The organism is Bradyrhizobium sp. P5_C11_2, assembly GCF_054049755.1.
Genome location: NZ_JBFULT010000071.1, coordinates 1 through 19,728, shown reverse-complemented (window position 1 = coordinate 19,728; position 19,728 = coordinate 1). Strand labels below are relative to the sequence as shown.

20 protein-coding genes and 2 pseudogenes are annotated in these 19,728 nt (G+C 64.1%); 7 read left to right on the top strand and 15 right to left on the bottom strand.

Annotated elements, in window-relative coordinates; genetic code table 11:
• The 3 genes from ACXJL8_RS10390 to ACXJL8_RS10380 all read right to left on the bottom strand — a co-directional run.
• Positions 1-220, bottom strand: a 220-nt coding sequence (locus ACXJL8_RS10390; protein ID WP_456684957.1) for a hypothetical protein, incomplete at its 3' end; no start/stop codon positions are given.
• 639 nt (positions 221-859) lie between these two features.
• Positions 860-1,804 carry a DUF1259 domain-containing protein gene (locus ACXJL8_RS10385; protein WP_456624376.1) on the bottom strand — a complete coding sequence of 315 codons (945 nt, stop codon included), beginning with the start codon at positions 1,802-1,804 and terminating at the stop codon, positions 860-862.
• Positions 1,805-1,853: 49 nt separating this feature from the next.
• Entirely contained in the window at positions 1,854-2,087 is a 234-nt protein-coding gene (locus ACXJL8_RS10380) for a hypothetical protein (protein WP_456624375.1), read from the bottom strand.
• A gap of 445 nt (positions 2,088-2,532) precedes the next feature.
• On the opposite strand from ACXJL8_RS10380, the gene ACXJL8_RS10375 reads away from it, so the two are divergent.
• Positions 2,533-3,594, top strand: coding sequence for a Cj0069 family protein (locus ACXJL8_RS10375; protein ID WP_456684958.1), 1,062 nt, complete (start codon positions 2,533-2,535; stop codon positions 3,592-3,594).
• Between the two features lie 449 nt (positions 3,595-4,043).
• On the opposite strand, the gene ACXJL8_RS10370 is transcribed toward ACXJL8_RS10375, so the two are convergent.
• The 5 genes and pseudogenes from ACXJL8_RS10370 to ACXJL8_RS10350 form a co-directional block, all read right to left on the bottom strand.
• Positions 4,044-6,566 (bottom strand): arylsulfatase, encoded by a 2,523-nt coding sequence (locus ACXJL8_RS10370; RefSeq protein ID WP_456624373.1) that lies wholly within the window; start codon positions 6,564-6,566, stop codon positions 4,044-4,046.
• A gap of 266 nt (positions 6,567-6,832) precedes the next feature.
• Positions 6,833-6,976, bottom strand: a pseudogene (locus tag ACXJL8_RS10365) (MFS transporter); the annotation flags it as partial.
• Positions 6,973-8,343 carry an NAD(P)-binding domain-containing protein gene (locus ACXJL8_RS10360; protein WP_456619083.1) on the bottom strand — a complete coding sequence of 457 codons (1,371 nt, stop codon included), beginning with the start codon at positions 8,341-8,343 and terminating at the stop codon, positions 6,973-6,975. The gene ACXJL8_RS10360 and the pseudogene ACXJL8_RS10365, both read right to left, overlap by 4 nt.
• A gap of 49 nt (positions 8,344-8,392) precedes the next feature.
• Positions 8,393-8,710 carry an ArsR/SmtB family transcription factor gene (locus ACXJL8_RS10355; protein WP_456619084.1) on the bottom strand — a complete coding sequence of 106 codons (318 nt, stop codon included), beginning with the start codon at positions 8,708-8,710 and terminating at the stop codon, positions 8,393-8,395.
• 94 nt (positions 8,711-8,804) lie between these two features.
• Complete coding sequence (locus tag ACXJL8_RS10350) at positions 8,805-9,005, bottom strand: GDCCVxC domain-containing (seleno)protein (RefSeq protein ID WP_456619085.1); 201 nt, start codon at positions 9,003-9,005, stop codon at positions 8,805-8,807.
• 109 nt (positions 9,006-9,114) lie between these two features.
• Here ACXJL8_RS10350 and ACXJL8_RS10345 point away from each other — a divergent pair, with 109 nt between their 5' ends.
• Genes ACXJL8_RS10345 through arsC form a run of 3 tightly spaced genes read left to right on the top strand, consistent with a single transcriptional unit; the run spans position 9,115 to position 10,573 of the window.
• Positions 9,115-9,474 (top strand): ArsR/SmtB family transcription factor, encoded by a 360-nt coding sequence (locus tag ACXJL8_RS10345; RefSeq protein WP_456619294.1) that lies wholly within the window; start codon positions 9,115-9,117, stop codon positions 9,472-9,474.
• Complete coding sequence (locus ACXJL8_RS10340) at positions 9,474-10,175, top strand: aquaporin (protein WP_456619086.1); 702 nt, start codon at positions 9,474-9,476, stop codon at positions 10,173-10,175. The genes ACXJL8_RS10345 and ACXJL8_RS10340 overlap by 1 nt, the downstream gene beginning before the upstream one ends.
• Positions 10,172-10,573: an arsenate reductase (glutaredoxin) gene (gene arsC, locus ACXJL8_RS10335; protein WP_456619087.1), complete on the top strand. Its 402-nt coding sequence runs from the start codon at positions 10,172-10,174 to the stop codon at positions 10,571-10,573. The genes ACXJL8_RS10340 and arsC overlap by 4 nt, the downstream gene beginning before the upstream one ends.
• Positions 10,574-10,616: 43 nt before the next feature.
• On the opposite strand, the gene ACXJL8_RS10330 is transcribed toward arsC, so the two are convergent.
• From ACXJL8_RS10330 to ACXJL8_RS10320, 3 genes are all read right to left on the bottom strand, one after another.
• A complete protein-coding gene (locus ACXJL8_RS10330; RefSeq protein WP_456619295.1) occupies positions 10,617-11,246 on the bottom strand; it encodes an FMN-binding negative transcriptional regulator in 630 nt (209 codons plus the stop codon).
• Between the two features lie 62 nt (positions 11,247-11,308).
• Positions 11,309-12,811: a MocR-like pyridoxine biosynthesis transcription factor PdxR gene (gene pdxR / locus ACXJL8_RS10325; RefSeq protein WP_456619088.1), complete on the bottom strand. Its 1,503-nt coding sequence runs from the start codon at positions 12,809-12,811 to the stop codon at positions 11,309-11,311.
• A 193-nt stretch (positions 12,812-13,004) separates the two neighbouring features.
• Positions 13,005-13,832 carry an MBL fold metallo-hydrolase gene (locus ACXJL8_RS10320; protein ID WP_456619089.1) on the bottom strand — a complete coding sequence of 276 codons (828 nt, stop codon included), beginning with the start codon at positions 13,830-13,832 and terminating at the stop codon, positions 13,005-13,007.
• A gap of 93 nt (positions 13,833-13,925) precedes the next feature.
• Here ACXJL8_RS10320 and ACXJL8_RS10315 point away from each other — a divergent pair, with 93 nt between their 5' ends.
• Complete coding sequence (locus tag ACXJL8_RS10315) at positions 13,926-14,822, top strand: LysR family transcriptional regulator (protein WP_456684956.1); 897 nt, start codon at positions 13,926-13,928, stop codon at positions 14,820-14,822.
• Here the strand turns inward: ACXJL8_RS10315 and ACXJL8_RS10310 are convergent.
• Positions 14,803-15,801 carry a quinone oxidoreductase family protein gene (locus ACXJL8_RS10310; RefSeq protein WP_456619091.1) on the bottom strand — a complete coding sequence of 333 codons (999 nt, stop codon included), beginning with the start codon at positions 15,799-15,801 and terminating at the stop codon, positions 14,803-14,805. The two genes, ACXJL8_RS10315 and ACXJL8_RS10310, sit on opposite strands and share 20 nt — an antisense overlap.
• Before the next feature lie 105 nt (positions 15,802-15,906).
• Between ACXJL8_RS10310 and ACXJL8_RS10305 the strand changes: the two genes are divergently transcribed.
• Positions 15,907-16,812: a LysR family transcriptional regulator gene (locus ACXJL8_RS10305; RefSeq protein ID WP_456619092.1), complete on the top strand. Its 906-nt coding sequence runs from the start codon at positions 15,907-15,909 to the stop codon at positions 16,810-16,812.
• Positions 16,813-16,835: 23 nt separating this feature from the next.
• Here ACXJL8_RS10305 and ACXJL8_RS10300 read toward each other — a convergent pair whose 3' ends face one another.
• Both ACXJL8_RS10300 and ACXJL8_RS10295 read right to left on the bottom strand, forming a co-directional pair.
• A complete protein-coding gene (locus ACXJL8_RS10300) occupies positions 16,836-17,597 on the bottom strand; it encodes a hypothetical protein (protein ID WP_456619093.1) in 762 nt (253 codons plus the stop codon).
• 16 nt (positions 17,598-17,613) lie between these two features.
• On the bottom strand, positions 17,614-17,802 hold the full coding sequence (locus ACXJL8_RS10295; RefSeq protein ID WP_456619094.1) for a hypothetical protein: 189 nt from the start codon (positions 17,800-17,802) through the stop codon (positions 17,614-17,616).
• A 254-nt stretch (positions 17,803-18,056) separates the two neighbouring features.
• Between ACXJL8_RS10295 and ACXJL8_RS10290 the strand changes: the two genes are divergently transcribed.
• Entirely contained in the window at positions 18,057-19,031 is a 975-nt protein-coding gene (locus tag ACXJL8_RS10290; RefSeq protein WP_456619095.1) for a DUF2336 domain-containing protein, read from the top strand.
• Between the two features lie 38 nt (positions 19,032-19,069).
• On the opposite strand, the pseudogene glyA reads toward ACXJL8_RS10290, so the two are convergent.
• Positions 19,070-19,728 (bottom strand): annotated as a pseudogene (glyA, locus tag ACXJL8_RS10285) (serine hydroxymethyltransferase); the annotation flags it as partial.

The window sequence follows — 19,728 nt, the reverse complement described above, 5'->3', positions numbered from 1 at the left end:
TTTCACCTTCTCTAAAATCTTTCCAATACCGGTAGGTGCAATATAGCCCGTACAACCAAAGAGAGACGAGCACCAGAACAAGCGGACCAATCGAGCTTTTCGCGAACTCGGTTGGATCGAGAATCTTCAGCAAGAAAATCAAGGCAAAACATAGAACTCCAGCAGCCGCAAAGCCTCGCGCTCGTAACCGCCAAACTCGGACTTCCTCCGAAATAGTCATCCCTCCTCATTAGGGTTACGTACGCTCTCGCACCTAACTGGCTCTGCGGCTTTCGTCCTCGAACTGGGGACGACTGAGATGTCTCGTGAGCCGCCCTTCAGCGCCCCATCCGCGCCGTCTGGCGATCGGGGCCAACAGCAGGCAGGCCAGGTTCAACGCAATCAGCGCGATCAGTAGATAGAGGCCGAAAAACACGAAAATGCAGGACGCGCCCCCAACGATAAGGACGAGCAGAACAGTGGGCGGGATTCTGAGGCGAAACATGCTCGCCATGGTAACACAACGTCGCCTAGGTTCGCGCCTCTCCAGGAATAAGGTTTGCAGACCGTTTAAGTCTGCTGTTGGCCCTTAGCGGTCATCGCCGCGTTTCCAAACGACAACCGCTTCTATCTCGAAGCGGACACCGTCCTCGAGCGCGCGGGACGACGGCAGCATGCCGTCAACGCCGTACACCCGCTCCATGATCTGGTCCCTGAGGGTTTCGTAGATTTTCCGGGCTCCCATTCGCCCGGCGCGACGCCTCATCTGGACCATTCAATACCCGCCGAAATCCATTAATCTCCTGTGCCAGTGTGCGGTGAAGCCGATCGAAATCCAAGCGGCTCTTTTCGAAATGGTCGCATCGCTCCCCTTCCAAAGTCAGCTTTTCGTGCTGGCCGTCTTGTCGAGCGCGGCACGCAGGCCGTTGGCAAGCTTGATCGCGTCGTCGTTGGCCCAGAAGTGCATGAAGAAGAGGCGCGGCTGTTCGTCCAGCATGTGGCTATGGAGAGCCGTCACGGCGATGCCATGCGATCGCAGCGCCTTGATCACGGGGTTCACCTCGCCGCTGGTCATGACGAAATCGCCGGTGATGGCCGCCTTGCCGCCGCCGGTCGGTTGAAAGTTGATGGCGGTTGCGACGCCCAGTGGACCGACGGGGCTCAACTGCATCCCTTCTTCGGTCACCGGATCGCGGCGTGGAACGTTGAACTGATAGACGCCGCCGTTGGCCTGCCCCTTGACGCCGATGATGTGGTCGAGTTGCGCAGTATCGAGAGCGACGGCAGGTGGAGGGGCCGCCGGAGCCACTGCCGACAGCGGCGTCTTGCTTTCGGCAAGCCCATCCCGGATGGCTGCCGCGATCTTGACCGGATCGCCATGCCCGGCCACGTGCATATAGAACGTCGCCGGGCTCGCGCCGAGCAGATGGTTGTGAACGGCGGTGATCTCGAGCCCATCTGCGATCATCTTCGCCATCACAGGATTGATCTCGGACTCCAGCAGCACGAGGTCGCCCATCGCCATGACGCCGCCATGCGCGGGCTTGAACGCGACCCAGCCGCCAAGCGCGAGTGCCGGCTTGATGGTTACGCTGTCAAGCGTTACCGTCAGGTCGGTGCGCGGAAAGCCGTAGCGATGGACGTCGCCGGTGACGGCCGCCTTTCGGCCCAGTGTCTCATCGACCTTCTGCCAATCGGCATCTTGCGCATGAGCGGTTGCGACGAATAGTTCGGTGAACGCTCGCCCATCGACCATCTGAACGCTTGCGCTCGTCGCGAACAAGCAGGCGCCGATGCCCATCAGCGCCGAGATTGTCTTTCGCATGGTTCTGCTCCCTTGAGCTGGCATTCCGGGCTGTCGAGCCGTCAGCGTCTCACTTTTGCTCTTTGACCTGGCCGCTGCTGTCGACGACCAGCCGCACCTCCTTGCCGTTCTTCACGGCCTTGGCGGTCGTCCCCTCGGCGGTCGACTTGATGTCGCTGACCTGCGAGTAGCCGGCCGCCTGGATCCTGGCGACGAGTTCTTCTTGTGTCAGCGCGTGTACAGTCGAGAGCCCGCCCGCGGTAGCCAGCAATAGGACGGTGCGAATGATTGTCCGTATTCGCATGATCGTTCTCCTGGTTGTGTCCCGGCCCCAGGTGAAGTCAGTTTCGCGATTGCCCCTCCATGGTGTCCACGAGGCACCACAGGACGCAGGCATCAACGCGCGTCGGCGCGGCCGCCGTGCCGATAAGTGGAGACAATCTGTCGAATGAAATCGAAATGTATGATGACATGCTGCGCCCTTGGTGATCAGGACGCGATTCTTGGGCATGTCGCCTCGCGAGGAGATCGCACATCCCCGGTACCCGGAATAGAAGCCGCGGGGGCGGAGCTGTCAACCGGCCGTGACGAGCGTCACGAAGAGTTCACCGTTCGAACGGAACCACGCCAACGACCGTCTTGAAACGTGAGCATCATCTCACGTAGACTTGCCGATGTGGGGACAAAGCAGACTCCCCGTGAGGCTTCGGTCCAAGCTCTGCGCAGCACGCCACTCGTGGAGCTTGCGCATGGACACCGAACGACACCCTTCCCCCCGACACATCGTCGCCATCCTCTCACGCGGAGACGCGGCCGCACGCCGGGACGCAACCGCGCAGAACAGCCGTTTCGTCCRCGTTTTCGAAGCACTCGCCGCTATCGGCATCGAAGCCCGGCCGGTCATCTACGACGAGACCTTCGCCGACGCCGTCCGCGATCAATTGCTCTCGGTCGGCGGTGTGCTCGTCTGGGTCGATCCGATCCATCAGGGCAAGACGCGCGCGGATCTCGATGCCCTGCTTCGCGACGTTGCGGCGCAAGGCCCGTGGGTGAGCGCGCATCCCGACATCATCCTGAAGATGGGCGTCAAGGAGGTGCTCTACCGAACGCGTCATCTCGGATGGGGCGCCGATACGCATCGCTATGACACCGCTGCGGCCTTCCGCGCCGAATTTGCGTCGCGCCTTCGGACCAACGGGCCCCGCGTGCTGAAGCAAAATCGGGGCAATGGAGGCCAAGGGGTCTGGAAGGTGGAGGCACTGCCCAACGCGGACAGCATGGTTCGGGTGCTCCACGCGCAACGCGGCAGCCTGCCCGAGGACATGCCGCTCGACGCCTTGCTCGCGCGATGCGAGCCCTATTTCGGCTGGGGCGGCTGCATCATCGACCAGGCCTTTCAACCCCGCCTGCCCGACGGAATGATCCGCTGCTATATGAGCGGATCCAAGGTCGCAGGCTTCGGGCACCAGCTGATCAAGGCCCTGATCCCGCCGCCGCCGGAAGGTGTGGACTCGCCCGAGGCCCAGCCGGGGCCGCGGATCATGCACGGACCCGACGCCTCGCAATTCCAGGCGCTCCGAAGATCGATGGAGGACATATGGACGCCGCAGATGATGGACACGCTCGGCATCGATGAGCGGTCGCTCCCGGTGATCTGGGACGCGGACTTCCTGTACGGGCCGCGCGATGCGGCGGGTAACGACACCTACGTCCTGTGCGAAATCAACGCGAGCTCTTGCTTCGCGATTCCCGACCAGGCCCCGGCGGCGATCGCACGGACGGTGATGCACCGACTTTCGGGGACCGGGTGAAGTCCCTGCCCGGTCTCACCGCTCGCCATCCCTTCAGCATCACAGGAAGCCGGTCGATATTCACAGTATGGCGCAAGCCCGCTGACCAGACCAGCGCGGTCCCAAAGCGATATTCGGTCGGTGGTCGCGTCACGCATTGGTCCGCTCTGAAAAAAGTCCATTATCGACRTAAACTTCGCCGGTGGATGCGGAATCAGAGAAATGAGCCGCATGTCCGATTTGGGCCATTCGCGTCGATTGGATCATGCTGCGAGGACGTCCGGTCCACCTCCAGCAGCAGACGCCAAGGCAAGCGTGGAGGCTGGACGCTGTGGGCCACAAGCGGACCTACGCTCAACGACCGACGCAGGATTTTTGCTTCCGGCAATCAGCAACGGAGGCGGGAAGCCGTCCATCTCGATGGCCAGCCGAGGGCTGTGCCGCCCCCGGCTGGTGCGCAACCATGCCGGCTACTTCGCGTCCTGCGCGGCGCGATACGCATCCGCCAGCTTTTTCTCGTCCTCCGCCGTCAGCTTCGGCGGCTCGACGGAGATCGTCACCTTGTTGATCTTGCCCGTGAACGTGAACGGGATTTGATAATCCCTATCATCCACCGGCGTGCCGGTTTTTGAGCCTACGTCGAAGGTTTCGTCAACTGGCAGAATCAGCGGCACCGTGCGCTCGATTTTCTTCGTCGAAACGACATTGCCATCCACGGTCAACGTTCCGGTGCCGCCACGGCCAATGCCGCTCATGTTGTTGAAGGCAAGCGTGGCGAAGCCGAGACCGTCGTACTTGAAGTCGAACACGATGGTGTGCTTGCCGGGCGAAAGCGCTTGCGGGCCTTCCCAGCGGACGCGGTCGAGACCGAGCAGGTTCCAGGTGAGGACGGGCTTGCCCTTCAGAAGGTACATCCCATAGCCGCCGAATCGCCCGCCTTCGGCGACGATCGAGCCCTCGCCGCCTCCCTGCGGCACGTCGACATCCGCCGTGATGGTGTAGGACGTGTTGAGGAGCTGCGGCGCCACCGGGTCGGGCAGACCGGTTATCGGCGTCGAATAGGTAAACACCTTCCGTCCCGCCGTCACCGAGGGACGCGCCGAAGCCAGTCGCGTCGCCGCCGAAGCATCCAGCGGCAGCACCTGATACTTGGCGAACTCGCCGAACATCAGGTCCCTCATCTCCTGCACTTTACGCGGATTGGCGGCTGCGACATCGGTGGTCTGCGACCAGTCCTTGCTCACATTATACAGTTCGAACTTGAAGGCGCTGGCCGGATCCTCGACCGCCTTGCCGGCCAGATCCCAGGGCGTACGGATCGGAATCGCGCTCAGCATCCAGCCATCATTGTACAGACCCTGCACGCCCATCATTTCGAAGTACTGGGTGCGGTGTCGCGTCGGGGCATCGGCGTTCGCCTTGTCGAAGGTGTAGGCCAGGCTGACGCCCTCGATCGGCTTTTGCCCGATGCCGTCCACCATGACGGGTGCGGGAATGCCGGTAGCCTCCAGGATCGTCGGCACCACGTCGATCACATGATGAAACTGCCAGCGAATGCCGCCCTTGTCGGTGATGCGCGCCGGCCAGGAGATCGCCATGCCGTTGCGCGTGCCGCCAAAGAATGACGGAATCTGCTTCGTCCACTTGAACGGCGAGTCGAACGCCCATGCCCACGGCACCGCGTAATGCGGGTACGTTTCGTTGCTGCCCCAGGCGTCGTAGAACTTCAGATTTTCGGCGACCGTCGGATTGATGCCGTTGAAGGGGACGAGCTCGGCGAACGTGCCGTTCACCGTTCCTTCCGCGCTCGCACCATTGTCGCCGCTGATGAAGATGATGAGCGTGTTGTCGAGCTTGCCCATATCCTGCACCTTCTGGACGACGCGGCCGATCTCGTGGTCGGTGTACATGAGATACGCGGCGTAAACGTCTGCCTGGCGGATAAACAGCTTCTTCTCGTCGGCCGACAGCACGTCCCACTTTTTCAGCAGATCATCAGGCCAGGCCGTCAATTTGGTGTCCTGAGGAACCACGCCGAGCTTCTTCTGGTTTGCGAGAATCTGATCGCGAAGATCGTTCCAGCCCTTGTCGAACAGGTGAAGATCCGTGGCCTTCTTGATCCATTCCGGTGTCGGGTGATGCGGCGCATGCGTGCCGCCCGGAACGTAGTACAGAAGGAATGGCATCGACGGGTCGATGGAGTTCAGTCTGTCAACCCAACTGATGGCCTCATCGGCCATGGCGGTGATCAGGTTCCACTCCGGACGCCCTGCAAATGGTGCGATCAGTGTCGTGTTGCGGAAGAGCATCGGCGTCCACTGGCTGCTGTCACCTCCCATGAAACCGTAGAAATATTCGAAACCCATTCCGGTCGGCCATTGGTCAAACGGGCCGGCTTGGCTGGTCTGGTAGGTCGGCGTGTTGTGATCCTTTCCGAACCACGAGGTGCGGTATCCGTTCTCCAGCAGAATGCGGCCGATCGTGGCGGTGTCCTTCGGAAGGACGCTGTTGTAGCCGGGAAATCCGGTGGCCTGCTCCGAGATCACGCCAAAGCCTTCCGAGTGATGGTTGCGGCCGGTGATGAGGGCGGCGCGCGTCGGCGAGCACAACGACGTGGTGTGGAAATTCGGGTAGCGCAGCCCGTTTGCCGCGATCCGATCCAAGGTCGGTGTCGGAATGACCCCGCCGAAGGTCGAAGGGGCGCTGAAACCGACGTCATCGGTCATGATCAGGAGGATGTTCGGCGCATCCTTCGGCGGCACCACACGCGCTGGCCAGGCCGCCTTCGACTGCAGGGCGTTCAGGTTGATCTCGCCCTGGAACGGCGCGGGCGGCGGCGGCAGATAGCGGCCATCGATCGTGGTCGTGGCGCTCGGCGAGCCGGGCGTCCCGGTGGTTTGCTGCTGGGCGAAGGCCCCCACCGCCGTCGAGCTCAACAACACGGCCGCCAACATCGCGACCGTACCGATCTGAAAGCTTGGCTTGGTCTTCATGGTCTGCTCCCTCCACTGCCGTTAGTCAGCTATCGCGACCGATGACGCTGAGGCACAGATGGGCGGAACGGAACAGCTCTGGGTTGATCTAGATCAATGCACTTCCGCTGCGGGTCACAAGCCGCCGAACATGTTCAAGGTGGGAGACTTCCGTTTTGCGTTGGTAAGCTGACGTTTATGAGTTACACGCCCAAGCCCGAGTTGCTCCACGTCGCCCGCGCCCCGAGCAGCCATGTCGAGCGCGGCGCCGGTGCCCCACGCTCCGGCGCAAGATCAAGATCGCGCGCGATCGGTGCGGCGAGAATGGCGGGGAGATAGGAGCTCGACGCCCACGCAACGGTCTGTGCGGTGCCGAGCGCCAATACAACGGCGAGCGGACCTCCAGCGTGGCCCGCAGGGACTCGCGTCATGAACAACCGCACCCCGCAGCGCCAGCCTTCTTGGCCGTTTCATCGGCAGCGCAGCAGGCCGACACATCTTCCTTCGCCGGCCCCCCGCAACATCCCGATGCGGCTTCGGCGCTCTCGACGCCACCGCGCGTGCAGACGCCGGTCTCCGGCAGCACCAGCTCGACTCTTGCCGCGGCCTCCTTGTCGCCGGCGATATCAGCCGCAATCGAGCGGACCTGCTCATAACCCGTCATCATGAGGAAGGTCGGAGCGCGGCCGTACGACTTCATGCCGGCCATGTAAAAACCTGCCTCATCATGCGCGAGCTCGCGCGCGCCGTGCGGGCGCACCGTCCCGCAGCTGTGCTCGTTGGGGTCGATGAGCGGCGCGAGAGCCAATGGCGCCTCGATCGCCGGATCGAGCCGCAGGCGCAGTTCTGACAGGAACGAAAAGTCGGGACGAAAGCCTGTCGACACGATCAGTTCGTCCGCGACCACGCTGCGCGCACCGCAACAGGAGCCGGAAGCGATCTTGAGGCGGCCTTCGAATTCCGACAGATGCGTGACGCCGAATTCGGTCTCTACCCTGATCCTCCCGGAAGCAACCAGCGCGGCGAAGGCGCTGCCGAGTTCACCGCGTGCAGCGAGCTTATCATTACGGCCGCCGCCAAAAGCCTTGGCGGGATCGGCGCCGCGCAACAGCCAGACGGGCTGCGTACCCGGCACCTCGTCGGCGAGATGCACGAGATCGATCAGCGTGCCCACGGCGGAGTGGCCGGCGCCGAGGACAGCAACGGTCTTCCCGGCATATCTCGCACGATCGCCACCGCGCACATCCGGCATGCCGTATGCGATGTGCTCGGTGCACTCGGGCTCGCCGATCGCCGGCAAGCCGTTGCGGCCGGCCGGATTGGGCGAGAACCATGTGCCGGACGTATCGATCACGGCGTCGGCGCGCAGCACTTCGGGGCCCTTGCCGTTCTGATAACGGATTTCGAAAGGCGCCTGCTCCCGCCCCTTGGTCTTCGCCTTGTCGAAGCCGACGCGACTGATCGCCGAGACCCGGCTCGACGTCCAGATCGCCTCGCGCAGCGGCGTTCGCGTCGCGAGCGGCGTCAGGTATCGCTCGAGCAGTTCGCCGCCGGTCGGATAGGATTGAGGGTCCGGCGAATTCCATCCCGTCGGCGCGAGCAGGCGCACCGCGGCCTTGTCGACATTGTACTCCCAGGGCGAGAACAGTTGGACGTGCTGCCACCGGCGCACCGCGTGCCCGGCCTCTCGCCCGGCCTCCAGCACAACGGGCGACATGCCGCGTTCGAGCACATGCGCGGCTGCAGCCAGGCCGACAGGCCCCGCCCCGATGATGGCAACTGTCTTGCCGTCGCTCATCTCGTTACTCCCATCATTCTAGAATCATCGAATAATTCGGCCGAAAAAATCAGGCTGCCGTCTTGGCATCCTTGCACTCGGCTTCGTCCGCGCAGCACTCCGACACCAGGAAATCGACCAGGCCCTGCATCGAATCGTAGTTCGCATGGCAGACCAGGGTCGTGGATTCGCGGACCTGACTGACGAGCCCGACAGCGACCAGAGACTTGATGTGGTGCGACAGCGTCGATGGCGGGATCTTCAGCTTGTCCTGCAGGCGGCCGACGGGCATGCCCGATCGGCCGGCGCGAACCAGGGCCCGGTAGATCTGAAGCCGTGTCCGATTGCCTAAGGCTTCCAGGCGTGCTGCTGCGTCGCCGATCTTCATGACACCAGGATGCTCCCGTTCGGATCTCTCTGTCAACCGTATTTCTAGAATATTGGAAATACGGGGAGCGAGCCACCGCCGGCTGACGCTGGCTCTAGCAACACCTGCCGTTCTGCTGGATCGGCGGACAAGGGACCGATCCGTACGAACAATAGACGCAGCAGTCGCCGCTTTTGGGCTTGAGCCTGGTCCCGCACCCCCTGCAATCGTAGAAGAACTGGCAGGCATCAGTCGGCATGGTTTCGGCTGACGTGTACCGACAGGCTGGACAGGTAATAATCGACTGCGTTTGCATTGGCCGGCTTCCGCGATCGCAAGACACGCGCATTCTAGTCATTCGCGCAACGCGGCCAAGTTCGGAAATCCGATTGACGCCCGGCTTTCATTTCTATAAATCTGGATATATGGAAGCTGAAGAAGCCGTCCTGGCGCTCGCCGCGCTGTCCCAATCGACCCGTCTGGAGGCGTTCCGGACGCTGGTCAGGCACGAGCCCGATGGCCTTGCCGCCGGCGACCTCGCACGCCAGCTGGAAGTCCCGCAGAATACGCTTTCGGCCCATCTGTCGATCCTGACGCGCGCGCAGCTGGTGACCTCGGAGCGGCACAGCCGTTCGATCGTCTACCGCGCCAACCTCGCCGAATTCCGGGACGTCGCGGTTTTCCTGCTGCGGGATTGCTGTGGCGGGCGACCGGAGGTCTGCGAGCCGGTCGTCGAAAGTCTTCAAGCCTGCTGCTCTCCAAAGCGAAAGGAGCGAAGCCGCTGATGGACAATTTCGACCTCTCGCGGCGCCTGGCCGCCGAAGCGCTCGGCACAGGTCTTCTCGTCGCCACCGTTGTAGGCTCCGGCATCATGGCCGAAACGCTGACCAGGGACGTGGCGCTTGCGCTGCTCTGCAACACCTTGCCGACCGGGGCCATTCTGGTTGTCCTGATCACCGTGCTCGGTCCGATCTCCGGCGCGCATTTCAATCCGGCGGTCACGCTGGTCTTCGCCGGCAAGCGCGAGCTGCCGTCGAATGAGGCCGCGCTTTACATCATCGCCCAGATCGCCGGCGGCATCGCGGGAACAATGGCCGCGCATCTGATGTTCGGGCTGCCGCTGCTCGACCTCTCGACGAAGGTCCGGACCGGAGGACCACAATGGTTCGCCGAAGCCGTCGCTGCCTTCGGGCTGGTTGCGACGATCCTCGCCGGCATCCGCTTTCAGAGGACGGCCGTCCCATGGCTGGTCGGCCTTTACATTACGGCGGCCTACTGGTTCACCGCCTCGACATCGTTCGCCAATCCGGCGGTCGCAATCGCAAGGTCCCTGACAAACACCTTTGCGGGCATTCGTCCTGGTGACCTGCCCGGATTCATTCTCGCCGAGCTCTGCGGGGCCATCGCCGGCATGCTGCTGATGAACTGGCTGCTCGGGCGCACCGATATGCGTGGCCCCGTTCCAATCGCGGAGACACAGAGATGACCGTCACGATCTACCACAATCCAGCTTGCGGAACCTCGCGCAACACGCTCGCCATGATCCGGCAGAGCGGCGCTGAGCCTGTCGTCATTGAATACCTCAAGACGCCGCCGTCGCGCGAAACGCTCAAGCAACTGACCGCGGCGATGGGAATCCCGGTCCGCGCCTTGCTGCGCGAGAAGGGTACGCCGTACAAGGAGCTCGGGCTGGACGACCCCAAATGGACGGACGATGAATTGCTCGACTTCATGATGGCGCATCCCATCCTCATCAACCGTCCGATCGTGGTCACCCCAAAGGGCACGCGATTGTGCCGGCCCTCCGAGGCCGTCATCGATCTCCTGAACGATCCCGTCGGCCGGTTCGTGAAGGAGGACGGCGAGGTGGTCGAAGCCCGATAGCTCGCATCGCCCGCGCCCCCAAGTCCTCAGGCCCAAAGACGCTTCACACCGGGACCTGGATCAAAGGAGCGACTTGCCGGTCCTGCGGATTTTCACTTGCCGCAAGCCCCGCCGCGACGCCGACGCGATCGGCTTCGGGACGGTTCTGGCTCATCTTGCGTTTGCCCTCGAACCGCACGACCGGAATGCGGATGCCCACGATTCCCCGCAACTGCGCTGCGATGAAATCAGCGGGAGCATCAGTGACGGCCCATGGCTTCGCGCGCGATCCTTCGTGCTTGTTGGTGAGGCGCGTTACCGCGTCGAGCAGCCGCTCGGGCTCCTGAAAGAACTCGACCGGACCGTAGGCGTGTACGGCGATGTAATTCCAGGTCGGCACCACCTTTCCGGTTTCCTGCTTGGTCGCATACCAGGACGGCGTCACGTAGGCCTCCGGCCCCGCGAAAATCGCCAGAGCTTCTCCGACCGGGGGCAGACGCCATTGCGGGTTGGCCTTTGCCAGATGCCCATACAGCGTTCCGTGCTCGCCCTCCGTCTCGTCGAGGAAGAGCGGCAATGGCGTCGCCACGGGGCCTTCGGCGGTGGCCGTCACGAGATTGGCGAGCCGGGCGTCGCGGATGATCGCCCGGATGCTATCGACGTCGTCGTCCTTGAAGGCGGGGGGTATATACATCGCTTCTCTCCGTTCCTGGTTCGGAGATAGCTGGAATCTGGCATACACAAAACTGCCAGTTCTCAAACTTTATTCTGGTCCAGTTTCCGATGTCGCCGGGGGGCGATTTCGTCGACGGCTTGAGCGAGAAGCTTGCAGCCCCGCTCGATCTGCCGCACGTCCAGCGCCGCGAAGCCCATGACGAAACCGACGACCTCCGGACGGCGGCGGCGCCCCTGCCCGCGCCGGTCGAACAGCGCCGAGACGGGGTAGACGCCCACGCCTTTCGACCGGGCTGCCTCCATCAGCGCTGCTTCGTATTCCAAGGCCAGATCGCGAAACCACGCCACGACGTGCAAGCCGGCATCCGCGCCGTCGATCCGGATCCGATCGCCGAACCAGTGGCGCAAGGCATCGAGCAGCGCCTGCCGGCGTTCAGCATTGCGCCTGCGGACCCGCCTGACATGGCTGTCGTAGGCGCCGCTCTCCAGCATCGTGGCGAGCGCCTCCTGTTCAGCCCGGGGCGTGTGCCGATCCATGATCTGCTTGGCCGCGCTGAACAAGGGTCGCAGCCCGGGGGGCACCACCAAATAGCCGATCCTCAACGTCGGCGACAACGTCTTGGATACCGTGCCGAGATAGATGACGTTGCCGCTGCCTTCCAGCGCATGAAGAGGCGGGACCGGCTTGGTGTCGTATCGATACTCACTGTCGTAATCGTCTTCGATCACGACGGCGTCGGCCCGGGCCGCCCATGCCAGCAGCTGTTGCCGGCGTCCTATCGGCAAGACGCCACCCAGCGGATATTGATGCGACGGCGTCACGTAAGCGAGCCGGGCTTCGACCGTCGCAAGGCGCGCCGTTTCCAGACCGTCTCTGTCGACCGCAATCGGCACCGCGACGGCACCGGTGGCCGAGAAGGCGAACCTCGCCATCAGGTAGCCCGGATCCTCCATGACGAAGCGGTCGCCGGCGCTGAGCAGCAGCCGCGCGCAAATATCGAGCCCTTGCTGCGATCCGTTCACGACGACGATCTGGTCGACATCGCATCGCACGCTCCTCGAGCGCCAGAGATAGCCCTGGAGCGCCCTGCGGAGCCTCGGCGATCCGCAAGGATCCTCATAGGCCATGCGCTCGGTCCGACGGTTCAACGCGGCGACCATGGCCTTCTTCCACGCGAGTATCGGGAAGTCCGACGGCGACAGGTCGCCGTATCTGAAGTTTGCAAGCAGGCCGCGCGCCGGTTCGATCCAGCGAGGCGGGTCTTGTCGCAGTCGCTCGCCGAATTTCGAAAGCCGCAGATTGCGCGCCGAGGGCCTGGATGCGGCGCGGACGCGTCCTCTCTCGACGACGGCACGGGCAACGCGCGGCCGCGCGCCATGGCGGATCTCGATAAAACCTTCCGCCGCGAGCTGCTCGTAGGCCACCGTCACGGTCGTGCGCGAGACGCCCAGTTCGCCGGCGAGGGCGCGGGACGACGGCAGCAGGCCGTCGACGCCGTACACCCGCGCCATGATCTGGTCCTTCAGCGTGTCGTAGATTTGGCGGGCTCCCATTCGCCCGGCGCGACGTCTGATCTGGACCATTCGATATCCGCAAGAGACTTCGATCTCCTGCGCCAGTGTGCGGCGAAGCGGGACGAAAACCAAGCGGCTGTTGTCGAAATGCGGTATTCACCGGCCGCGTCGGCTTCGGCTGCCGTCGCGTACGTCACCGGCGAGCGCCCGATAGGCCGCTTGGGCAAGACCGAGGCGCCTGGTCGAACCCAATCATCACATCCTAATGCCGGCCGCACCGGCAGTTCTCGTAATCGACGGGATCATGGCTGTTGAAGATGGTGACGCGGTCGCCATGGCCGAGCTTCAGCGCGCGCAGCCGCGCCTGGTTGGCGATCCGTAGCTTCCGGTCCATGTCGGCCCGGCGCTGGAAATAGCCGAGCACCAGCGGCATGCGCGGGGACGGATCGAGCTGGGCATGATGGAAATAGCTGTCGCCGGCATGCAGCAGCCATGTGTCGCCGATGCGCACCGCAATGCCGCAATGGCCGAGCGTGTGGCCCGCGAGCGGGATCATCAGGATGTCGCCTTCCCGGTCGCCCAGCGCGCGTACGCCCTTGAAGCCGAACCAGTCCTCGCCGGCCTCATCATAGAACGTCCAGCCCGGTCCGTGGCTCCACTGCCCGGTGACGTAGCGCCCTTCGGGCGGCGCGGGCTTGCGCAGCACCGCCATGTCGTATTCGACGCGGTGCACGTGGATCGCGGCGTGGGGAAAGTCAGGCACGCCACCGGCGTGGTCGCGGTCGAGATGGGTCAGCAGCACGTGGCGCACATCCGTGGGCGAATAGCCGAGCGCCTTCACCTGCTGCACCGCCGTCTCCGACGGATCGAGCCTTGGCGCGGTCTGCCGCAGCCATCGCCGTCCCAGTCGTTCGGGCGCTGCGATATCGCCAAGCCCGATGCCGGTATCGACCAGGGCGAGCCCGTCATTGGTCTCGATCAGCAGGCAATGGCAGACCATGCGGGCCCGCTGGAACAGGCCGCCGGTGCCGTTCACCAGGCGGCGGCCGATCGGGCACATCGTGCCGGTGTTGAGATGATGGATTTTCACGGAAGACCTCGCCGTTTGTGACCAGGGCGTTCTTGTCATCCTTCAATCCATAGGTAAAATATCGAATATTGATGATATCTCTAGGCCGATCCTATGGACATCCGCGAGCTTCGCTACTTCTCCGCCGTCTACCGCGCGCGCAATTTGACCGCGGCGGCGCGCGCATGCTTCGTGTCGCAGCCGTCGATCTCCACCGCGATCACCCATCTGGAGGCCGAGCTCGGCACCACGCTGTTCATCCGCCACAAGAAGGGCGTCGCGCCGACCGCCTCGGCCGAGCAGTTTCACGCCGTTGCCCGCCGCATCATCGACGAGGCCGATGCCGCGCGCAGCCTGTTCAGGAAGCCGAGCACGAAGGCCACGCTGACGCTCGGCCTGATGCGCACGCTCGACGTGCCCAGAACGATCGCGCTGCTGAAGCCGCTGACGGCGCGCGCGGACATCGCGCTCCGCCTGGTCGGCCACGACGAGCGCGCCGATGCGCGGATCATCTCCAAGACCATGCTGCGCAGCGACGAGCATTTCGTCGCGCTGTGGAGCGAGCGCTATGTCGCGGCGCTGCCGCCGTCGCATCCGCTGACGCTCAAGGACAAGCGTCGCGCCGCCGATCTCGCCGGCGCGGCCCTGATCGACCGCTGCCATTGCGAGCAAAGCGAGTTCTTCGGCCGCAATGCGCAACGCCGCCAGCCCGCCGCGATCGCGCAATCGGAGGATTGGGCGATGGCGCTGGTCGCGGCCGGAATCGGCATCGCCATCGTCCCGGAAGGCGTGGCGCGCGGCAATCCGGACGTCGCCGTGCGCGAGATCGAGGTCAAAGTCAGGCGCGAGGTCGGCCTCGCCTATCGCGCATCAGTGCCGCTGGCGGACGCGCTGAAGGATTTCGTCGGGAAGCTGCAGAAGCAGCGGCGTAGCGGAAGCCGATCGCGCCCTGATGCCCGTAAAACGTCCCGGCGCGGACGCGGCGCGCGTGTCAGCGCTGCGCGTGCATGAGCACGCGACCGAACGGCCGATCCTCAATCAGGAAGCGGACGGCTTCGGCCGCCTCGGACATGGGGAATACCTTGCCGATCGTGGGCTGCAGCGTCCCCTCCTTCAGGTATTGCAGAAGCTCGGCGCTGGCGGCAGCGACCGTTTGCGAAGTGAAAAGTCTGAACGTGAATCCACGGATGGTCGCGGCCTTCCAGATCACGTCCGTCACGTCGACCTTCGCCTCGCGTCCTCCGGCGTAACCGGCGATCACGACCGTGCCGCCAAAGGCAAGCGAGGATAGCGCGTCGGCGGTCAGGTTGCCGCTCACCCCATCCACGACAACGTCCACGCCCTTGCCCTCCGTCATGCGAAGCACGCCTTCCTTGAGGCTCTCCCTGGAGAGATCAATGACATGCTCGTAGCCAGCCGCGCGCGCCCGTTCGGCTTTTTGCGTATTGCCGGCGGTAGAGATCGTCAGGGACGCGCCGAGGCGGCGCGCGACCTGCACCGTTTCCATCCCGACCGCGCCGCCAATGGCGGGCGCCAGCACCGTTTGCCCCGGCCTGAATTTTGCGAGTTCCGTCAGCGCCAGATAGCCCGTCAGATATCCCGCCCCCGCCAGATAGGCCGCGGCGTGATCGTCATCGACATTGTCGGGAATGTGTGAGAGGCCCGCAGCGGGCGCGGCCACGAACTCACGCCAGGTGCCGTCGGCCGTGATGCCGAAGCCGGGCCCTCTGACGAACACGCGATCGCCGACATTGAAGCCGTCGCTCTTGCCCTGGACAACCGTGCCCACGCCCGTCTGACCGCCGATTCGGGGCAGGTTTTGCGGCGTCGCCGCATAGTAGTGACCCGAGCGGAATGTGTTGTCCAAAGGGTTGATGCCGACCGTATGCATCTGGACGATGACCTCGCCGGCGCGAGCTTCGGGGCGCGGGAGCTCGACCAGGCGATTTTGGCTGTAGTCTCCGTAGGACTGATACTGGATCGCTTTCATGGCTTTGCTCTCTGCCTGCACGTTGCGCTTGCGTTGATCTAATGCCTTCCAGATCTGAGTGATACCGACTAAGATGGGAACACAACTTTCAAATATGGAAGGCTTATGGATCGACTGGAAGCCATGGCGATCCTGGTGGCCGCGGCTGACACCGGCAGCCTTTCGGCCGCGAGCCGTCACCTGCGCATCCCTCTTGCGACGGTCAGCCGAAGGGTCTCGGACCTGGAGGAGCACCTGAACGTTCGCCTGCTCCACCGGGGCGGCCGCAAGCTCGTGCTGACCGACATTGGGCGCAGCTATGTCGCCTCATGCCGGCGGATCGTGGAGGAGATCGCGGAAGCCGAACGTACGGCGTCTGGGGAATACCACGCGCCTCAGGGCGAGCTGATCATCACCGCGCCCTCGGTGCTTGGCCGCAGCCATCTCTTGCCGATTGTCGTGGAGTTTCAACGCGTCTTCCCGGACATCCGGATGCGGATGCAGCTCACCGATCGATACGTCAACCTTGTCGAGGAGCATGTCGACCTTGCCGTGCGCATCGGGGAGCTACCGGACAGCAGCACGATCAGCACGCGGGTCGGGGCAATCAGCCTCGTCCTGTGCGCCAGTCCCGCCTATCTGAAGAAACGTGGCACGCCGAAACGGCCCGCCGATCTCGTTGCGCATGATTGCGTGGTTCAGTCGGCGCACGCCACGTCGTCCGATTGGAAGTTCTTGACCGGAGAAGCCGTACAGACGATCCAGGCCCCGTGTCGGCTCGCAGTCAACCTTGGCGAGGCAGCGGTGGCCGCTGCGATCGCCGGTGCCGGAATTGCGCGGGTCCTGTCGTACCTCATCGATGATGAGTTGAAGGCACGAACTCTGGTGAAGCTGTTGAGCGCTTACGACCCGCCTCCCATGCCCGTCAGCCTGATCTATCCGAGCCAGCGCCAGGTGCCGTTGAAGTTGCGCGCCTTCCTGGACTTCGCGATTCCACGGTTGCGAAGGCGGCTCGGCTACAAGGGCACGTAGGTGATGGAAGCCAAGGGCATGCGTCAGCCCTTCGAGATGACCGCGCGGCCGTAGGGCGGCTGCGCTTGAACTGGCGGGTTGGCGGTCTGGGCCGCGAGCTCGCCGATCAGGCGGTCGGCGTCGGCGGCCATGCCGTCGGGCGCCTGGATCACCAGCCGCTCCAGCGCCCAGCGATAGGACGAGACGCGCTGCTCCAGGCATTGCTGCACCCACTGCACGATCAGCGAGTTCTCCTGCATGCGCTCGATCGCATCGGCCTTCTCCCTCGGCGAGAGCTCGGAGACGCGCGCCATGCTGGCATTGCGCTTCCTGTCGAGGTCGATGACGCGGATCGCGGAGGCAAAGAACGGCTCGAAGCGGGTGATGTCGTTGCGCACGTCCTCGATCAGCTGCGCATAGCGCGAGGAATGCGAGCGATGCGGCTCGTCGATCAGCGTGCGTCCGTACATGGTGCGGTCGAACACGATTGTCTGGCGCCAGGGCGACGGCAGCGCCTTGTAGTCGCCGAACACGCTCTTCCATGCGGGGCGCGACAGCGGCGGCTCGATCAGGGGATAAGCGAGGTCGCGAAGCTGACGCTCTTCGTCGGTGAGCTGGAATTGCGACGGTTTCAGGCCGACGCTGGAGGTGACTTCAGCGCCCAGCCAGCGATGCATGTCGTCGCTGCGCATGTCGGCGCGGGTGCGGCCGAAATCGCCGCCGCTACAGGCAGCGAGTGTCGCGCCTAGCAGCGCGAGCACGATGGCCGATACGAAAGGTCGGATCTGGCGGATGGGGTCCGGCATTGCAAGAAGCCGGACGTCAGCGGCGGCGACGACGGCGCCCCGGCGCTGTGCCCGCTTCCGGCCCACGATCGCCGCTGGTTTCGTCCGCCTCGCGTTCGATACGGATCACGGGAAGGATCAGGATCGTTCCCATTCCCGCGCGCGGAGCGACGTCCCCCGACGAGCCCACCCGGCGACCGGCCGGAAATTCAATGATGGTCCCCATGTCAGCTCTCTTCTATTGCCGCGCGACCAAACGCGCTCGTGCAACATGGGATCATTAAGATCAGTTCATGGTTAACGGGGTGTAAACAGGCGGGGCGGACCGTAACCGCACGGGGCGTGCGCGGGCCGTCCCGTTGCGGCACGACAACGGCTGAAATGACGCGTTGGGCTTCACGTCTCGTTTTCCTTAACGAGGCTTTAAACGAACCTGCGATAGGCTGCGGCACCAGTCTCTTCCGAGTTGCGTACGCCTCAATGACCAAGTCGCTGTTTCCCGGATTCGACGGGCTGATGACCCTCTCCCGTCGCGAGGGCGTCGATGTTCGTCCGACGCTGCTGCGCGTGCTGACCGACCTCTATGTCCAGACGCGCGTCCATAGCGATGACGAACAACGTCAGTTTATCGAGCTTGCGACGCGGCTGATCGACCAGGTCGACGATGCGACGCGCGCCTCCGTCAAGGCGAAGCTGGCGATTTACCCGCAGACGCCGGTCCCGGTCCTGCAGAAACTCGGGTTGGTCGCGACCCAGGATGGCCGCAGGGTTCCGCTCGCACGCGAAATACCCGCACGCGCGTCCGCCCCCTCGCCGGCTCGCACGCCGACCGACGCGGAATTGCGCATGGCCGCGAGCATGGCGATGCAGCCGAAGGACGCGGCCGAGATCCACGACATGTTCTTCGGCGCCGATGCGTCCCAGCGCGCGCTGATCCTGCACAATCTGGCGGAGACCCCGCTGAAGGCCGCGCCGCGGATTCCGACCGTGCGCGCCAAGCGCGCGATCCAGATCCTGGAGATGGCGGCGATCGCGGGCGACGCCGAGAATTTCACCTTCGAGCTCGGCGACAGCCTGATCCTGTCCTCGCGCGTCGCAGCCGAGATCGTCGACGATCCCGGCGGCGAAGCGCTGGCGGTTGCCGCGCGCGCGCTCGACATGCCGAGTCCGAACTTCCAGCGCATCCTGTTGTTCTTCAAGCCGGAGATCGGCACGTCCGTGGACGCGGTCTACCGGCTGTCGCGGCTCTATGACCGCCTCGCCGACCGCTCCGCACTGGTGATGCTGGCGGCCTGGCGCGGCTCGACGCTCGCCGTCACACGCGCGAAGTACCAGCCGACGCTGCATGACAGCGAACGTCAGCGCGCGCGTTCCAGTGCAAGCCAGACGCGGCCAGGCGTGCAGCCCGGCTCCGCGCCTGCGGTGCGGACGGGCACCGACGGATCGGACCGCTAGGACGCGGACTGAAGTTGCGGTTGCTGGCGTGCAGCCGATCAGTTCGGCCCGGAGCCAGGCACCACGCCTGGAACAGGAAAAGCCCGGCACATCTCGACGCACTCTGACCTGAGGCGCGCGACGACCATATCGTCTCCGTTCGCCTGCAGAGCCGCCGCAATGAGCTCGCCGATACGACGCATTTCGGATTCTCCCATGCCACGCGTGGTCGCCGCCGGTGTCCCAAGGCGAATACCGCTCGGCCTCAGCGGCGGGCGCGGATCGTCCGGAATAACTTGCTTGTTGGTGGTGATGGCTATGGCATCGAGCACGTCCTCGGCTGCTCGCCCGTCCAGTCCGACGGATGCCACCGTATCGACGACCATCATGTGATTGTCCGTCCCGTCCGTGACCAGCTTCATCCCTCGCTCCATCAGCGCACCGGCAAGAACCTTCGCGTTGCGCAAGACCTGCCGCGCGTAAACCTGGAAATCCGCGGTCGCCGCCTGCTTGAGCGTCACGGCGATCCCGGCCACCACGTTCATGTGAGGTCCGCCCTGTAAACCGGGAAAGACGGAAGCATCGATCCGACCGGCATTTTCCTTCCGGCACAGGATGATCCCCCCACGGGGGCCGCGCAGTGTCTTGTGAGATGTCGTCGTCATGACGTCGAAGCCGGCATCAAGCGGATTGCGCATGACATTGGCGGCAACCAATC